This is a genomic window from Candidatus Dormiibacterota bacterium (genome assembly GCA_036495095.1).
GTDB lineage: Bacteria > Chloroflexota > Dormibacteria > Aeolococcales > Aeolococcaceae > CF-96.
In genome coordinates this window covers 25,769-40,852 of the sequence record DASXNK010000113.1, presented here as the reverse complement: position 1 = coordinate 40,852, position 15,084 = coordinate 25,769, and the positions used below count along the sequence as shown (strand labels likewise).

The following is a 15,084-nucleotide window of genomic DNA, read 5'->3' as shown; positions in this document are numbered from 1 at the left end:
GGCGGCGGACCCGGCGCAGAGCGGTCGCGGCGGTCTCTCGGGGCGTCATCCCCGATGTTGTAGCAGCGGCCTCCGTCCGCGACCTTCACATCCCGATCACGGTTCACCACCGCGCTGTTACGTCCGATCGACGCGTTCTGTCAGCCCTTCTCGGCGACCACGTACTCGATGTAGGCGCCGAACATCAGCCGGGTCTGGGCCTCGAGCGCGGGCATCACGCTGAGCGCCAGACCGACCGGCGGGTAGAGGAAGAGCTGCAGGTCGGCGTACCAGCGGCGCCACCACCGCCACTCCGCCGGCTTGACGCACATCTGGCGGTCGGTATGGATCAGCACCAGGGTGTTGAGCAGGGTCAGGGTGAGGATGCCGGCGGTGGCGTAGCTGATCCACTGCGCCGCGGTGCTGAGGCTGTAGTCGAGGTCGATGAAGGCGGGGAGCAGGCCGCCGAAGAAGAGCAGCACCGGCAGCGTGGTCCAGGTCAGGTGGTTGAACACCAGGTAGGCGAGGCGCCGGGCGCGCAGCCGCCAGGGGATCTCGCGGTGCTCGAGCATGCGCGTGGTGACGTAGGCGATGTCGGTGACCCCCCAGGCCCAGCGCTTGATCTGGTTGTACTGGGAGACGTGGGTGCTCGCGTAGTCACGCGCCCTCGGTGCGTCGCCGCACACGGTCAGGAAGGCGGGGCGCACGTGCAGCCGCTCGCCGTACCGGAAGAAGCACTTCCAGAAGAAGCGCGAGTCCTCGGGGATGACGTCGCTGTCCCAGTAGCCCACCTCGGTGAGCAGCCGCATCGGCATCGTGTAGGACGAGAACATCACCAGCCGGTGGGGGTTGTCGTGGAGGAACATCTGCCACTGGGTGGCGGCGGTGGCCATCACCCGCACCGCCGCGGGCACCTTCCACAGGTTGTTGGTGAACAGCGGCACCGGCTGCCAGATCGAGGTGAGCCGGTCGGGCGCGGCGCAGAACTGTGCGGTGATGTACGCCCAGTACTGGGGATGGAGCCGGAAGTCGGAGTCGAGGTCGGTGACCAGGGTGTTCGCCGGGTCGAGCCCGAGCTCGTCACAGGCGCGGCGAAGCTCCGGGCCGCCGTAGGCCATCGCCGCCGACTTGCCGACGACGATGCCGGGGAGGAGCGGATCCTTGATGTGGAGGAACGCGAGGAAGCGGTCGCCGAACTCCTCGCGCAGCCGGGCGACGTTCTCCCAGCCGCCGACGTCGGTGACCCTGGTGATGATCGCCACCACCCGCTGCCGGTCGGGGTAGTTCTGCGCCGCCAGCGCGGCGACGGTGCCGCGCAGCACCGAGTAGCTCTCGGTGTAGGTGGGGATGAGGGCGCACTGCACCACCTCGGTGGGGTGCGGCGCTCCCTCCGGGACCTCCATCTCCAGGCAGTGCGCCCACCAGTCGGTGGCCTCGGTCGCCTCGATGCGCCGCAGCGAGCGCCGCACCGACCGCACCGTGAGGGTGGTGCGCACGAACCAGTAGCAGTCGAGCAGGATGGCGCCGACGCCGAGCACCCACAGCTTGGTGGGGTCGTTGAGCCGGATCGCGAAGGCGACCGCCACCGGAGACAGCAGCACCAGCCAGGTCAGCGCACCGGGCAGGATCTCGAGGAGGCGGCGCTGCGCGCCCGGGGAGAGCGACACGGGCCACCGGCGAGCGATCATCGGTGGGATTCTAGGGGCGTGGCCGCCGGGGGACGGCCGCGGACGGCCGTGCTGGCCCCCCCATCCCGTATGCTCCGGCACTCGGGTCCCCTCCCCCAGCCTGCCGCATCGGCGCCACTGATTCTCGCGAGCCCCACAGCCTGCACATGCCCACACGCCGCAAGCCCGCAACGGGCACTTCCGACAAGCCCGACGACGCCCGGGCGCCTCGCGCCGAGGCGACCGAGGACGATGCCGAGGCGGCGGAGCCCGAGATCGACGACCCCGACATCGAGGTCGCCGCGGCCGATGACGACACCGACGACGCCGAGGTCGGGATCGTCGTCGCCGACGACGACGACCTTCCCGCGGACATCGACGAGGACGACGTCGTCGCCGTGGTCGCCAAGCCGGCGCCGGCGCGGCCCGCGGCCCGGCCCTCGCCGGGCCGGCCACCCAGCGCCAAGGAGGAGCCGGAGCCGCCGTTCAACATCGGCGAGCGGGTGCGGCTGATCCAGAACACCCGGCCGCGCACCGGCACGCCGATCGGCGACTACCCGGTGGGCTCCGAGGGGCGGGTGGAGACGGTGCTCAGCCAGACCGCGATCATCCGCTTCGACCGCGCCTCCGACACCAAGGAGGTGGTCGCCTTCGTCTGCCTCGAGAGCACCGACGAGGAGGCCAAGGCGGGGCGGGCGGCGCGGGAGAAGGAGAAGCAGCGGGAGGAGGCCGCGGCCGCCGAGGAGCGTGACCGCACCACCCGCAAGGAGAGCTCGTAGGGTGCCACGGCTGCCCCGGCTGCCACGGCTCGACCCCGGCCGGGCCCGCGCGGTGGTCCGCCTCGTGGGAGCCGCCGGGATGGTGGTCGGCGCCGGCAGCATGGCGATCCCGCGGCTGGGCCTGAGCGCCGTCGGGCTCGAGGCCGAGGGCCGCGGGGTGGCGTTCATGGCCCGGCTCTTCGGCTGCCGCGACCTGGTGCTCTGCGCCGGGCTGCTGCGGGTGGCCGCCGAGCCGAAAGTGGACGTGCGCTGGCTCGACCTGCTCGCGGTGATGCAGGCCGGTGACCTCGCCCTCACCGCCGCGATGTACCGCTCCGGCGGCCTCAGCCGGCGCGGCCTCGCCGTGGTGCTCGTCTCGGCGACCCCGACCCTGGTCGCCCTGGTGGCCGCGCGTCGGACCCTCGCGTAGGCGTCGCTAGTCGGGCAGGAGCGCCCGCCGGCCGACGCTGTGGTAGGCGAAGCCGAGGCCGGTGAGCAGGGGGGCGTCGAGGCAGTTGCGGCCGTCGACCACGACCCGCCCGGCGACGCTGGCCGCCACCCGCCGCCAGTCGAGCTGGCGGAAGCTGGGCCACTCGGTGACCAGCACCACCGCGTCGGCGCCGCGCACGCAGTCGTAGGCGTCGGCCACCAGGGTGGTGTCGGGGAGCAGCGGGGCGGCGCCCTCGAGGGCGGCGGGGTCGGTGGCGGTGACCGCCGCCCCCATCCGCTCGAGATGGCGGATGACGTCGAGGGCGGGCGCCTGGCGGAGGTCGTCGGTGCCCGGCTTGAAGGCGAGGCCGAGCACCGCCAGGCGCCGGCCGTCGACGCTGCCGCCCAGCGCCTCGCGCACCTTGGCGACGAAGCGGCGGCGCTGCATCAGGTTGACCTCGATCGCCGACTTCAGCATCCAGAAGCTGTGGCCGTGCTCGGCCGCGGCCGCCTCCAGGGCGCGGACGTCCTTGGGGAAGCAGGAGCCCCCGAAGCCCAGCCCGGCGTCGAGGAAGGCACGGCCCACCCGGGGGTCGAGGCCCATGCCGTCGGCCACCGCCCCGACCTCGGCGCCGGTCAGCTCGCAGAGGTGGGCGATCTCGTTGATGAAGGAGATCTTCAGCGCGAGGAAGGTGTTGGTGCCGTACTTCACCATCTCCGAGCTGGTCGAGTCGGTGATGATCACCGGAGCCTCGAGGTGCCCGAAGAGGGCGGCGACCCGCTCGCAGGCGGCACGGTCGTCGCCGCCGACGACGATGCGGGTGGGGTGGTTGAAGTCATGGATCGCCGAGCCCTCGCGGAGGAACTCGGGGCACGACACCAGCGGGAAGCCCGGGGCGAGGCGGGAGGAGACCATGCTCGCCGTCGTCCCCGGCGGGATCGTCGACTTCACCGCGATCACCGCGCCGCGGGCGGCGTTGGCGGCGGCGCTGGCGACGGCCTCGTGCACCTGGGAGAGGTCGGCCTCGCCGTCCTCGGCCGGGGGCGTGCCCACCGCGATCATCACCACCCCGGCGTCGCGCGCCCCGACGGCGATGTCCCCGGTGACGTGGAGCCGTCCCGCCGCGAGGAGCCGCTGGAGCATCTCCTCGAGCCCCGGCTCGTGGATCGGGCAGCGGCCGGCGCTCAGCCGCTCCAGCCGGCGCGGCTCGATCTCGACCAGGTGGACGGTGCGCCCCGACTCGGCGAGGCAGACCCCGGTGACCAGTCCGACGTAGCCGGCACCGACGACGCAGACCACCTCGTCGCGGGGAGGGTGGGGCATCGATCACCTCCTGAGGCGGACCGGCACCCAGCATACGCCGCAGGGCATCGGGCTGCGGCTCAGCCCTCGGGGGGGTCGAGGAGGGCGGCCGCGGCCTCGGCGTACACCCCCCGGTACTCGGGGGGGAGGAGCGCGGCGATGTGCGCCCCGACCTGGTCGGCGACGCCCTGGTGGTCGCGACGGGGACCGGAGAGGTCGGGGGTGAACGGCCTGCCGTACTGGAGGGTGACCGGCACCCGGCGGGGCAGCTTGCGGCCCTTGACCAGGGCCTTCTCGCTGCCCCACACCGCCACCGGGACCACGTCGCACGGCACCCGGCGGAGCAGGAATCCCACCCCCGGCTCGGCGGGCTGCATCCCCGGAGCCTCGACCCGGGTTCCCTCCACCCAGAGGATCAGCCGGCCGCCGCGCTCGAGCGCCTCGATGGAGGTGCGCAGCGCCCAGCGGTCGGCGGTGTGGCGGTCGACGGGGAAGACGTTGCAGCCGCCCCACATCCAGGCGATCGGGCGCCTGCCGAAGAGCTCGCGCTTGGCCATGGCGTAGTTGGCGCCCGGGGTGTTGCCCCCGACGATCAGGGTGTCGAGGGCGCTGAGGTGATTGCTGGCGATGATCAGCGGGCCCTTCTCGGGGAGGTTCTCGAGCCCGAGCACGCGGAGGTGGCGGCCGAGCGCGAGCCGCACCCCGAGCCGGGCGGCGTTGGCCACGACCGTGTAGCGGAAGGCCCGCCGGCCGTCGTCGCGCACCGGGAAGTGGCTCGGGAAGCCCGCCGGGACGGGCTGCGCGCGCCGCGCCTCACGCTCCGCGGGGGGCGCCTCGGGGCCGCCGGCGGCGGTGGTCACCGGCCCTCGCCGGTGGCGGGGGCACGGTGCAGCGTCGCCTCCAGGTGCCAGACGGCGCCGCCGCCGTCGGTGGCCATCCGCACCACGTAGTGGAGGGAGTCGCCGTCGACCTCGAGGTCGCGCTCCAGCCGGGTGACCGTCCTGGCGGTGGGGGTGCGCTCGACGGAGGCGGTGGCCAGCCGCAGCCGTCCGCCCTCGACGGTGCCGAGCTCGATCTCGGCGAAGCCGGTGGGGTGGGCCATGGTCACCTCCACCGCCCCGCCCGGGGCGGGACGCCAGTAGCCCATCTCGGCGTGGAGGGGGCGGCCGTCGTCGAGCGCCACGGTGCGCTGGGTGTAGGCGAGGACCGGCTTGCCGCTGTGCCGGAAGACCACCTCCTCCCGGTACGCGAAGGGTGCTCCCTGGCCCCACTGTCCCCTCCCCTCTCCCCGCCACTCGCCGAGGAGCATCGCCAGCGGGGCGAGGTCGGGGTGGAGGGCCGGGGCGGTCACACCGTCATGGTGCCCCAGCCACGTCGCGGTCCGCAGCCCCGTTCGCCTCCACCACCCCGGGCTCGTCCGCGGCCGGCATCGGGAGCACGGCGCGGCGCCGCTCGTAGAGGGCGACGTCGGCGCGGCCGACGATCGTGGCGGCGGTGTCGGCGGCCTCGAGGGCCACCAGCCCCCAGCTCACCGTCCGTCCCCCGGTGGCCGCCTCGATCCCCGCGGCCACCGCCTCGAGGCGGTGCTCGGCGCCCTGGGTCTGGGCCCCGAAGAGGGCGCAGACGAACTCGTCGCCGCCCCAGCGCATCACCAGGTCGTAGGAGCGCAGCCGGCTGCGGAGCACCAGGGCGACGTCGCAGAGCAGCCGGTCGCCGGCGGCGTGGCCGTGCTGGTCGTTGACCAGCTTCAGCCCGTCGACGTCGAGGAAGGCGACCACCAGCCTGGCCTCGGAGCGGCGCGCCCGATCGATCTCGCGCTCGAGGGCGGCCATACCGGCGCCGCGGCGGAGCACCCCGGTGAGCTCGTCGGTCGAGGCCTGCTCGTCGAGGACGCGCACCCGGTCCTGGAGGGCGCGCAGCCGGGCCAGCCCGGTGGCCGCCTCGCGGCCGCTGAGCAGGGCAAGTCCGGAGGCGTCGACGCCCAGCGACGCGGCGAGGGCCTCGCGGAGCTGATCGTCCGAGAGCGGGCGGTCGCCGAAGCCGGAGGACCCGCGGCTGGTCACGAGCGCGGCCCCCGGGGGAAGGTGGTGAACGGACGGTCGAGGCAGGCCACGTGCTGGAAACGCGTCAATCGCTCGGGTGCTTGCGGTCCGCCCGAGCCGAGCCTCGCCGGAGAGCCTCGAGGACCAAGATTGCACCGAAACGGCACAACCCAGTAGACAGGTCGAACGCGTCGTCGTACTCTTCTCTATGCGCGCGTCACGGCGAGGTACTGCCGGGGACGCGGAGCAACAGGGAGGGGAGAGAGATGATCGGGGAGAGCCCGATGGTGAGTGGCGTGATCCACGTCCTCACCACGCCCGCGCCGGCTCGCCGGCGCACCGCGAGCGCCGCCGGGGAACCGGCGGCGGACACCGTGTCGCGGCCGGTCGCACGCCGGCCCCGCGCCACCAGGACACCGGTGCCGAGGGTGGTGACGCTGCCGCCACCGCCGCCGGGCGCCGCGCCGGCACGGCCGGTGCCACCGGCGCCGCAGGCCGACGACGACGACATGAGCCTGATCCGCGCCTACCGGAACGGCGACGTGCGCGCCTTCGAGGTCTTCTTCAGCCGGTACCGGGACCGCATCCGCAACCTGTGCCTGCGCTACCTGCCCGAGGAGGCGGCCGAGGACACCGTCCAGGACACCTTCCTCCAGTTCGTGCGCACCATCGACCGGATCGACGAGAGCTACCGGGTCTCGTCGTGGATCCAGCGGATCGCGGTCAACCTCTGCCATGACGAGCTCCGCCGCAGGGGGCGGCGCAAGCGCCTCTTCGAGCCCGCCAGCGACGTGACCGAGCTGGCGATGATGTCGGTGGCGGACGGCGACCGCACCCGCCAGCCCGAGACCGCCCAGGAGCTGCAGCGCACCCGCAACCTGGTCTGGGACGTGGCCGCGACGCTGCCGCCGCGGCAGCGCACCGTGCTCGCGCTCCGCGAGCTGCACGGCATGCCCTACCACGTGATCGCCGACCGGCTGGGCACCAGCACCAGCGCGGTCGAGACCCTGCTCCACCGCGCCCGGGAGCGCTTCAAGGCGGAATTCCTCCGCCTCGAGGGTGCGCAGCCGGGAATCGCCGCCTGCCGGACCACCGCACACCTGCTGGAGGACCCAGCGGCGATGCGCCCGCATCAGCTGCGCCGGGTCACCACCCACCTCGGCGTCTGCGCGCGCTGCAGGCTGCGCTACGCCGCCACCCTCGACCCGCAGGTGCCCGACCGGCTGGCCAGCTGACCAGCGCCGGTCCACCGACGCCACGCGCGTCCCCCGCTCGGGGGTGCGCGCGTGGCGATCCGGGCGGGCCCGGCCTCAGCTGCCGCCGCGCCGCGGGTCGTCGCGGACGCCGTCGGTCTGGAGCACGCCGTCCGGCATCAGCCGGATGTTGCCGTCCCGGGCGAGCTCGAGCACCGCCCGGATCCAGTGCTCCACGTCCCGGCCGGCGGGGCGCCCCTCCTCCTCCCAGATCTCGTAGGCCCGGGCGCGGATCCGCTCCTCGACCGCCGGGTCCATCCGCTCCCTCAACCCTGCTCGCTCCCTCGTCCGGATGCCGCCTGACCAGCCGGAGTATGCGGGCTGGGGACCGCCCCGAAGAGCCATGCGCCTCGGCGTGGGTCACGGCTCCGTCCAGCGCCTCGTGGGTCCCGTCCTCCAGCTCGATGCTGCATCATGGCGCCCATGCCCAGCCTCCCCTACCGGGAAGTGGCGCCCTGGACGCGCCGCCAGCGGCGCGTGGCCGGCGGGGTCGCCGCGATCGTGGTGGTGTCGGCGGCGGGCACGATCGCCTGGGCCGAGACCCACAGGGGCGGCTACGGGGAGTCGGCCAACGGCTGTGTCAACGTGCTGGCGCCGAGCACCATGGGCGGCGGCGTGCTCCACCGCTGCGGCGACGAGGCCCGAACCTGGTGCCGCACCGAGTACGCCGCCAGCGACCGGCTCGCCCAGCTGGTGCAGCCGCAGTGCCGCCTCGCCGGGATCACCCCGGACCCCTCCCCGGCCGCCAGCCCGCGCTGACGATCTCCGAGCGGCGTTTCCGGCCGATCGCTGTAGCCTCTGCTCGACATGGACGCCATCATCCTGGGCCTGCTGCCCGCCGTGCTCTTCGCCGTCGCCGGCGCCGTGCTCCTCGTGTATCTCCGCAACCAGGACGAGGGCAGCAGGTACCAGCACGAGGAGTACCGCCCCGAGGACACCTCCGGCAACGCCGGCAACGGCAATGGCCACGGCCCTCCCCGCCGGCGGCGCCCGCCACGGCGCGGCGACTGAGAGCGCCGGAGCACCGCGACCTCCGGCGCTCTGTCAGCGCTTGGCGCCGTCGCAGCGGTTTGGGACGGAGCTCTCCTGGTCGAGCACGTGCGCGGTGAGCGTCGTCGTTCGCTCTCCCGCGGCAGTGGCGGTCGATCAGCGGATGACGCCGACCGTGACCCCGGCGGTGCCGGCGATCAGGGCCCAGGCTCCGTCGGTGGTCATCGCCGTCACTCCCAGGCGCCGCGCGAGGGCCAGGCAGGCTCGGTCCGCAAGTGAGAGGCCGGCGGCGCGGGTGATGGACCACAACTCGGCGGCGAGAGCGGCATCGGCGGCCGTGAAGGGCTCGATGAGGAGCCCCAGCGCCAGCAGGCGGCGCTCCACGCGATCCACGGCGACGCCGCGCACGAGAGACTTCTGGACGAGCTCGGACCAGTTGACCGCCGAGATCCGCGCGCGCTCGATCAGTGGCTCGACGTCGGCGGCACCGGGTTCACGCTGGAGGTAGGCGAGGAGGGCCGAGGCGTCGAGGACGCTGGCCGGGACCGTCACGGCGAGCCCTGGGTCCCGGTCGCCTCCTCTGGGCGCGCCTGCTCCTCCTCCCGCCGTGCCTCCTCGCGGCGCTCGGCGAGGAGCTCCTGGGACAGGCTGACCTGCGGTGGCACCCTGGCGGCGAACTCCGCCTGGAGGTCGGCGAGGAGGGCTTCGCGGGTGGCCAGGATCAGCCGACCCTCCTCGACGAGCGGGATGAGCTCATCGCCGGTGTGGATACCCATCAGGCGGCGGAGCGACGCCGGGATGACGAGGCGTCCCTGTGGTCCCACGCGGATCGGCTCTGGCATGACATCTCAAAGCATGGCACGTACACTTGCCTTGTGGCACGTTCGATGCTGCCCCCTGGAGGAATCGAACCTCCCTCAACCGGTTAAAAGCCGGCTGCTCTACCGATGAGCTAAGGGGGCGTAGGGCCCGGGATTCTGGCAAGAACGAAGGATGTCGAGCAGCAGCGGGACCTCGTTGGGCTGCGTCCCCGCCTCGGTGAGCCAACCCACGGCCAGCCGCACTCCTCCTGGGTGATGCCGTGCTCGCGGATCACCCGCCACAGCGCGTCGACGGTGTCGGTGAACCGATTCGAGACGTGGCTTCTGCACGGGGACCCCTCCTGTCACCTGCCTCTGCCGTTGTAACACGGCGGGCGTCGGTTCCAGGTCAGGAGGCGGCGGCGTGCTCCATCAGCTCCGCCACCCGGCTGCCGGCGAGGAACTGCGCCATCGCGGCCGCCGGGAGCGGCCGGGAGAGGAAGTAGCCCTGGGCGAAGTCGATGCCGAGTGCGCGGACGTAGTCGAGCTCGCCGGCGGTCTCCATCCCCTCCGCGATGGTGGGCAGCCCGAGGGTGTCGACGAGCCGGACGATGGCGAGGGTCAGCTCGCGGCTCGCGGCGTCCTCGCCGATGCCGGTGATGAAGCGGCGGTCGATCTTCACGGTGTCGAGGGGAAGGTCGCGCAGGTAGCCGAGCGACGAGTAGCCCGAGCCGAAGTCGTCGATGGCGATACGGATGCCGAGCGCACGCAGCTGCTCGAGGCTCTCCACGCAGCGGGCGAACCCGTCGAGCACCGCGCTCTCGGTCAGCTCGAGGACGAGCTGCGCTGGGTCGAACCCGGTGGTGTCGAGCACCCGGGTCACCAGATCGACGAAGTCCGGCTCGCGCAACTGGCGCGGCGAGATGTTCACCGAGAGCGCGAGCCGCTCGCCGCCGCCCACCACGTCCGCCTCCCATGTGCGCACCTGACGGCAGGCCTCGGCGAGCACCCACTCGCCGAGGGGGACGATGAGCCCGGTGTTCGGCGATGGGGATGAAGTCGGCGGGACTGACCACGCCACGCTCGGGGTCGCGCCAGCGCACCAGCGCCTCGACGCCACGGACGCCGCCGGTGCTGAGCCGGACCACCGGCTGGTACTCGAGGAAGAGCTCGCCGCGCACCAACGCCTGACGCAGCCGGGCGGCAAGCTCGATGTCGTGCAGTTCGCCGCTGTCCCGCATCGCCGGCGTGAAGGTCTCGATCACCCCCTTGCCGGCCGACTTGGCTGCGTACAGGGCGACGTCGGCATCGCGCAGCAGCTCGTGCTCGGCGCAACTCCACCCCGAGGAGACCGATAGACCACCACTGGTCGTGACCCAGATCTCCTGACCCTGCACCAGGATGGGCTCCTGCAACGCGGCGGCGATCCTGGCGGCGATCGCCTCCGCCGCAACCACGTCGACCTCCTCGAGCAGAACCGTGAACTCGTCCCCGCCCATGCGCGCGACGGTGTCGCCCGGCCGCACCGCGTCCTTGAGACGGCGCGCCACCTCACGGAGGACCTGATCGCCGGCGTCGTGACCGCGGCTGTCGTTGATCCCCTTGAAGTCGTCGAGGTCGAGGGTGAGCACCGCGAGCGGCCGGCCCTGTCGCGACAGCCGCGCCAGCGCGTGACCCAGCCGGTCGTGGAACAGCTCGCGATTGGCCAGTCCGCAGAGGGTGTCGTGGAAGGCGCGATGGTGCAGCTCGCCCTCCAGCGCCAGGCGGTCGGTGATGTCGTGGGCGACGATCAGCTTGGCGTCGCGACCATAGAAGGCGAGCTGCTCCGAGGAGATCTCGACCTGGATGCTCCGGCCGTCGCGCAGGCGGTGCTCCCAGACCCCGGCGGCGCCCGAGCTGGCGAGGCGCACCCGCTCGCGCACCCGGCCCGCATCCTCGGCCGGCCGGATGTCGAGGATGCTCATGGCGAGGAACTCGTCGCGCGAGTACCCGTAGTGCGTGATCGCCGCATCGTTGACGGCGAGGAAGCCCAGCGTCCGCACGTCGTAGACCCACATCGGCTGCGGGCTGCACTCGAAGAGCGCCCGGAAGGCCTCCTCGCTGCGCCGCGACTCGGCGACGGCGCGCCGGTGGTCCTCCTCGCTCGTGGTCCACGCATAGACGTTGGCCGCGGCCGCGGCGAGCACGAAGCCACCATGGATGAGTGCCCAGCGCCAGGGATGCAGCACCTCGTCGATCCCGTCGTACACCGAGCGGGCGTCGATCACCCCCATCAGCCCGTGCTCGAGGATCACGAAGGCGAGCGCGAAGAGGAACGGGACCCAGTCCCGATACGCCGAGAGCAGCCCGATCATGACGAAGAAGTGGAAGTGCGCCTCGATGGCGCCGTCGGAGAGGTGGACCAGCACCGCGGAGCAGGCCATCAGCCCCAGTGCGGCGAGCACCGAGCGGAGCACCTGACCACCGCGCGGCTGCAGCGCCGCCAGCGCCAGCAGCGCCACCGGGGCGGTGTCGGTGAGGCCGTGGCCGGTCGAGTATCCGCGCGCGATGCCGAACAGCGGCAGCGCCACGACGTGGAGCCAGAGGACGCCGAGAATGACGCGGTGGCGCCTCCTCCACGCCTCGGGTTCCAGCCCCCGGCCCTCGGGAAGCGCCGCCGCCGCGCGGCGCAGCGGTGCGATGACGGCGGTGGTCATGAACACGTCTGCGGTCAGGCGGCAGCCGCGCCGGCGGCGGCGTCGAAGCGGTAGCCGACGCCGGTGATCGCGGTGATGTACCCGGTGGTCTCGGGGCGGTCCGCGAGGCGCTGGCGCAGGCGGTGGATGTGGACGTCCACGGTGCGACGGTCGGTTCCGGGGCGCAGCACCTCGAGCAACTCGTTGCGCGGAACCACGGTGCCCGGGCGCGCCGCGAGGAGGGTGAGCAGCTGGTACTGCACCCCGCTGAGGCGGACCTCGGTGCCGTCACGGTGGACGCGCCGCCGTCCGAGGTCGATGCTCAGACCCTGATACTCGAGCACGCCGCGGACGGGGTTCGGGCGGGTCGCGTTGCGCGACCGGCGCAGATGGGCGGCGAGCCGGGCGAGCAGCTCGCTGATGGGGTACGGCTTGCGCACGTAGTCGTCGGCGCCGATCTCGAGGGCGACGACGACGTCGACCAGGTCGGTGGAGCCGCTCACCACCACGAGCGGCGCGGTGATCGCCGCGGCGCGAAGGCGGCGGCAGACGTCCAGCCCGGAGATGTCGGGGAGGCTCAGGTCGACGAGCACGATGTCCGGCTCGGCATCGCGCGCCATCTCCACCGCGGCGGTCCCGGTGGCGGCCTCGACGACCTCGAGGCCGGCACCCTGGCAGGCCATCCGCAGGACGGCTCGGTTGGCGGGATCGTCCTCGACGATCAGGACCGTGGCGGCTGCGGTTCTCATGGTGAGGAAGACTGGGGCCGCCTCGCCGTGCTCACAACGCCCCTTCGTACGAGATTCGGCTAGTGCGCATGCAGTAGCCCGTGCTCAGTCGGGGCCGAGCAGCCCCTGCCGGCGGGCGATCGTGACCGCCTCGAGCTTCGAGTGCGCGCCCACCTTCTCGAGGATCGCCTGGATGTGCGTCCGGACGGTGTGGATGCTGACGACGGCGGCGTCGGCGATCATCTGGTTGGACATCCCCTCGGCGACCAGGCGCAGGATCTCCAGCTCGCGCCGGGTCAGGGTGTGCTGGCGCAGCGCTGCGGCGCCGGGCCCGCGGGAGAGCTGGGCGAGGTGGTGCGGCGAGATCACCGTCTCGCCCGCCGCCGCCGCCCGGATCGCGGCCGGCAGCCGGTCGAGCGGGCCCGTCTTCTCGAGGTAGCCCACGCACCCCGCGGCGAGCGCGGCGCGGAGGGCCTCTGGCTCGTCGCTGCCGGTGAGCATGATCACCCGGGCTCCGGGCACCTCGGCCCGGATCCGTGCCGCGGCCGCCGTCCCGGGGCCGTCCGGCAGCCGGTAGTCCATCAGCACGACGTCGGGACGATGCTCGGTGGCCGCGTCGGCCGCCGCGGCGGCGGTGCCCGCCACCCCCACCACCTCGATGTCCTCGGTGGCGTCGAGCAGCCGGCGGAAGCCCTCGGCGACCATGGCATGGTCGTCGACGAGGAGGACCCGGATCCGCGTGTCGGTCACCCGGCGTCCAGGGCCTCCCTGACCTTGGCGAGGAGCACCGGCGCGGAGAAGGGCTTCTCGAGAAGCGTGACCCCCTCCGCCAGGGTTCCCTGCGAGGTCAGCACCGGGTGGGCGTACCCGGACATGTAGAGGACGCGCAGCCCCGGGAGCAGAGCGGCCACCCGCTCCGCCACCTCCTTGCCGAGCATCTGCGGCATCACCACGTCGGTGAGCAGTAGGTCGATGCGCCCATCGTGCGCGCGCACGATGGCGAGCGCGTCCTCACCACCACGGGCGGTGATCACCTGATAGCCGTTGCGCGCCAGGATCCGCCGGGTCACCTCGCGCATCGCCTCCTCGTCCTCCACCACCAGGACGGTCTCTCCGCCGGCGGTCTGCGCCGGTGCCGCGGACGCGAGCTCCGGGGACGCCGCGATCGCCTCGGTGGCGGGGAACATCGCGGAGAAGGTGGTGCCGATCCCCGGCTCCGAGTAGATGCGCACGGTTCCCTCGGCCTGGGTGACGATGCCGTACACGGTCGCCAGGCCGAGGCCCGAGCCCTCCCCCTTCGGCTTGGTGGTGTAGAAGGGCTCGAAGGCGTGCTCGAGGACGTCGGCGGTCATCCCTGCCCCGGTGTCGCTGACGCGCAGCCGGGCGTAGTCGCCCGGCTCCTGGAGCGGCGCCATGTGGTCCCCCATACGGACGCTGACATTGGCGGTGTCGATGGTGAGCCGGCCGCCCCCGGCCATGGCGTCACGGGCATTGAGCGCGACGTTGACGAGCACCTGCTCGATCTGTCCGGGGTCGGCCATGATCCGCGCCAGGTCGGGGGCGAGCACCACCTCCAGCTCGACGTGCTCGCCGAGGGTCCGGCGGAGCATCTCCTCGACCCCGGCGACGACCTGGTTGAGGCTCATCACCCGCGGGCGCACCACCTCGCGGCGTCCGAAGGCGAGCAGCTGGTGGGTGAGCGCGGTGGCGCGCTCCGCCGCCTTCTGGATCTGGGCGATGTCGGCCCGAACCGGCTCCCAGCGGTCGCCCCCGGGCAGCGCGGTGGCCCTGCTCACCTCCTCGGCGACCATCGCCGTGTAGATGAGGATGACCGCGAGGATGTTGTTGAAGTCATGCGCGACGCCGCCGGCGAGCTGACCGAGGCTCTCGAGACGCTGCGACTGGTGCAGCTTGCTCTCGAACCGCTGGCGCTCCGCCTCGGCCCGCAGCCGCTCGCCGTCGGCCTGGACCCGCAGCCGCTCGGTCACGTCGCGGATGGCGACGGCGACCAGCGGCCCGTCCGGGCTCTCCAGGGCGTTGAGGCTGATCTCCGCGGGGAACCGGGTGCCGTCGCGACGCCGCGCCGCCAGCTCCGTGCCCGCGCCCATCGGCCGCGGCCGGGGGTCTCCGACGTAGCGGCTGCGATGCGACGGATGGACCCGGCGCGCGCCCTCCGGCACCAGCAACTCCACCGGCCGGCCGACGAGCTCCTCTCGGCCGTACCCGAGCAGCCGTTCGGCCTGGGCATTCATGAACACGACCAGCCCGTCGGAGTCGACGGCCAGGATCGCGTCGGGAGCCGCCTCCAGGAGACCCCGGAAGGTGGCCTCGACCGGTTTCACGCCGAACCTCGCTCCGCCGCTGCTGCCATGGCGCTGGCGGGGATGGTACGCCGCCCGGCGTGCGATTTCATGGTTTTTCGGAAATGGGTCCTGGCAGCAAACCTCGGGGGTTCGGCAA

17 protein-coding genes, 1 tRNA gene and 1 pseudogene are annotated in these 15,084 nt (G+C 73.0%); 6 read left to right on the top strand and 13 right to left on the bottom strand.

Annotated features, from left to right (window positions below):
• Window positions 1-140 precede the first annotated feature (140 nt).
• Window positions 141-1,667, bottom strand: coding sequence for a glycosyltransferase family 2 protein (locus tag VGL20_12525; GenBank protein ID HEY2704506.1), 1,527 nt, complete (start codon window positions 1,665-1,667; stop codon window positions 141-143).
• A gap of 146 nt (window positions 1,668-1,813) precedes the next feature.
• Here VGL20_12525 and VGL20_12520 point away from each other — a divergent pair, with 146 nt between their 5' ends.
• Complete coding sequence (locus tag VGL20_12520; GenBank protein HEY2704505.1) at window positions 1,814-2,425, top strand: hypothetical protein; 612 nt, start codon at window positions 1,814-1,816, stop codon at window positions 2,423-2,425.
• A gap of 1 nt (window position 2,426) precedes the next feature.
• On the top strand, window positions 2,427-2,834 hold the full coding sequence (locus VGL20_12515) for a hypothetical protein (GenBank protein HEY2704504.1): 408 nt from the start codon (window positions 2,427-2,429) through the stop codon (window positions 2,832-2,834).
• A 6-nt stretch (window positions 2,835-2,840) separates the two neighbouring features.
• Here VGL20_12515 and VGL20_12510 read toward each other — a convergent pair whose 3' ends face one another.
• The 4 genes from VGL20_12510 to VGL20_12495 are packed head-to-tail and all read right to left on the bottom strand — an operon-like array spanning window position 2,841 to window position 6,199.
• On the bottom strand, window positions 2,841-4,157 hold the full coding sequence (locus VGL20_12510) for a UDP-glucose/GDP-mannose dehydrogenase family protein (GenBank protein ID HEY2704503.1): 1,317 nt from the start codon (window positions 4,155-4,157) through the stop codon (window positions 2,841-2,843).
• A 59-nt stretch (window positions 4,158-4,216) separates the two neighbouring features.
• Complete coding sequence (locus tag VGL20_12505) at window positions 4,217-4,996, bottom strand: lysophospholipid acyltransferase family protein (protein HEY2704502.1); 780 nt, start codon at window positions 4,994-4,996, stop codon at window positions 4,217-4,219.
• Window positions 4,993-5,487, bottom strand: a complete 495-nt coding sequence (locus VGL20_12500; GenBank protein HEY2704501.1) for an FABP family protein — start codon at window positions 5,485-5,487, stop codon at window positions 4,993-4,995. Before VGL20_12500 ends, VGL20_12505 begins: the two co-directional genes overlap by 4 nt.
• A 4-nt stretch (window positions 5,488-5,491) precedes the next feature.
• Window positions 5,492-6,199 (bottom strand): GGDEF domain-containing protein, encoded by a 708-nt coding sequence (locus VGL20_12495; protein HEY2704500.1) that lies wholly within the window; start codon window positions 6,197-6,199, stop codon window positions 5,492-5,494.
• A gap of 245 nt (window positions 6,200-6,444) precedes the next feature.
• Here VGL20_12495 and VGL20_12490 point away from each other — a divergent pair, with 245 nt between their 5' ends.
• The gene (locus tag VGL20_12490) at window positions 6,445-7,413 is read left to right on the top strand and encodes a sigma-70 family RNA polymerase sigma factor (GenBank protein ID HEY2704499.1); all 969 of its coding nucleotides are present in this window, start codon (window positions 6,445-6,447) and stop codon (window positions 7,411-7,413) included.
• Window positions 7,414-7,488: 75 nt separating this feature from the next.
• Here the strand turns inward: VGL20_12490 and VGL20_12485 are convergent, their stop codons facing one another.
• Entirely contained in the window at window positions 7,489-7,689 is a 201-nt protein-coding gene (locus VGL20_12485) for a DUF2934 domain-containing protein (protein HEY2704498.1), read from the bottom strand.
• A 165-nt stretch (window positions 7,690-7,854) separates the two neighbouring features.
• Between VGL20_12485 and VGL20_12480 the strand changes: the two genes are divergently transcribed.
• Together VGL20_12480 and VGL20_12475 are read left to right on the top strand one after the other, a co-directional pair.
• Entirely contained in the window at window positions 7,855-8,190 is a 336-nt protein-coding gene (locus tag VGL20_12480; GenBank protein HEY2704497.1) for a hypothetical protein, read from the top strand.
• A gap of 48 nt (window positions 8,191-8,238) precedes the next feature.
• Window positions 8,239-8,442, top strand: a complete 204-nt coding sequence (locus tag VGL20_12475; GenBank protein HEY2704496.1) for a hypothetical protein — start codon at window positions 8,239-8,241, stop codon at window positions 8,440-8,442.
• 135 nt (window positions 8,443-8,577) lie between these two features.
• Here the strand turns inward: VGL20_12475 and VGL20_12470 are convergent, their stop codons facing one another.
• From VGL20_12470 to VGL20_12455, 4 genes and pseudogenes are all read right to left on the bottom strand, one after another.
• Entirely contained in the window at window positions 8,578-8,973 is a 396-nt protein-coding gene (locus VGL20_12470) for a type II toxin-antitoxin system VapC family toxin (protein ID HEY2704495.1), read from the bottom strand.
• Entirely contained in the window at window positions 8,970-9,245 is a 276-nt protein-coding gene (locus tag VGL20_12465) for an AbrB/MazE/SpoVT family DNA-binding domain-containing protein (protein ID HEY2704494.1), read from the bottom strand. The genes VGL20_12470 and VGL20_12465 overlap by 4 nt, the downstream gene beginning before the upstream one ends.
• Before the next feature lie 67 nt (window positions 9,246-9,312).
• A tRNA-Lys gene (locus VGL20_12460) sits at window positions 9,313-9,383 on the bottom strand.
• Between the two features lie 247 nt (window positions 9,384-9,630).
• A pseudogene (locus VGL20_12455) lies at window positions 9,631-10,462 on the bottom strand (EAL domain-containing protein).
• Between the two features lie 336 nt (window positions 10,463-10,798).
• Between VGL20_12455 and VGL20_12450 the strand changes: the two are divergent.
• Window positions 10,799-11,971, top strand: coding sequence for a hypothetical protein (locus tag VGL20_12450; protein HEY2704493.1), 1,173 nt, complete (start codon window positions 10,799-10,801; stop codon window positions 11,969-11,971).
• Here VGL20_12450 and VGL20_12445 read toward each other — a convergent pair.
• The 3 genes from VGL20_12445 to VGL20_12435 all read right to left on the bottom strand — a co-directional run bounded on the left by VGL20_12445 (window position 11,932) and on the right by VGL20_12435 (window position 14,966).
• Window positions 11,932-12,645: a response regulator transcription factor gene (locus VGL20_12445; GenBank protein ID HEY2704492.1), complete on the bottom strand. Its 714-nt coding sequence runs from the start codon at window positions 12,643-12,645 to the stop codon at window positions 11,932-11,934. The genes VGL20_12450 and VGL20_12445 overlap by 40 nt on opposite strands.
• An 84-nt stretch (window positions 12,646-12,729) precedes the next feature.
• The gene (locus VGL20_12440; GenBank protein HEY2704491.1) at window positions 12,730-13,374 is read right to left on the bottom strand and encodes a response regulator transcription factor; all 645 of its coding nucleotides are present in this window, start codon (window positions 13,372-13,374) and stop codon (window positions 12,730-12,732) included.
• A complete protein-coding gene (locus VGL20_12435; GenBank protein HEY2704490.1) occupies window positions 13,371-14,966 on the bottom strand; it encodes an ATP-binding protein in 1,596 nt (531 codons plus the stop codon). Before VGL20_12435 ends, VGL20_12440 begins: the two co-directional genes overlap by 4 nt.
• Between the last annotated feature and the right edge of the window lie 118 nt (window positions 14,967-15,084).

Bases quoted from the DNA above. Each gene is read 5' to 3' on its own strand.
- VGL20_12525 (HEY2704506.1), bottom strand. From the start codon at position 1,667: ATGATCGCTCGCCGGTGGCCCGTGTCGCTCTCCCCGGGCGCGCAGCGC.
- VGL20_12520 (HEY2704505.1), top strand. From the start codon at position 1,814: ATGCCCACACGCCGCAAGCCCGCAACGGGCACTTCCGACAAGCCCGAC.
- VGL20_12510 (HEY2704503.1), bottom strand. From the start codon at position 4,157: ATGCCCCACCCTCCCCGCGACGAGGTGGTCTGCGTCGTCGGTGCCGGC.
- VGL20_12490 (HEY2704499.1), top strand. From the start codon at position 6,445: ATGATCGGGGAGAGCCCGATGGTGAGTGGCGTGATCCACGTCCTCACC.
- VGL20_12485 (HEY2704498.1), bottom strand. From the start codon at position 7,689: ATGGACCCGGCGGTCGAGGAGCGGATCCGCGCCCGGGCCTACGAGATC.
- VGL20_12480 (HEY2704497.1), top strand. From the start codon at position 7,855: ATGCCCAGCCTCCCCTACCGGGAAGTGGCGCCCTGGACGCGCCGCCAG.
- VGL20_12475 (HEY2704496.1), top strand. From the start codon at position 8,239: ATGGACGCCATCATCCTGGGCCTGCTGCCCGCCGTGCTCTTCGCCGTC.
- VGL20_12445 (HEY2704492.1), bottom strand. From the start codon at position 12,645: ATGAGAACCGCAGCCGCCACGGTCCTGATCGTCGAGGACGATCCCGCC.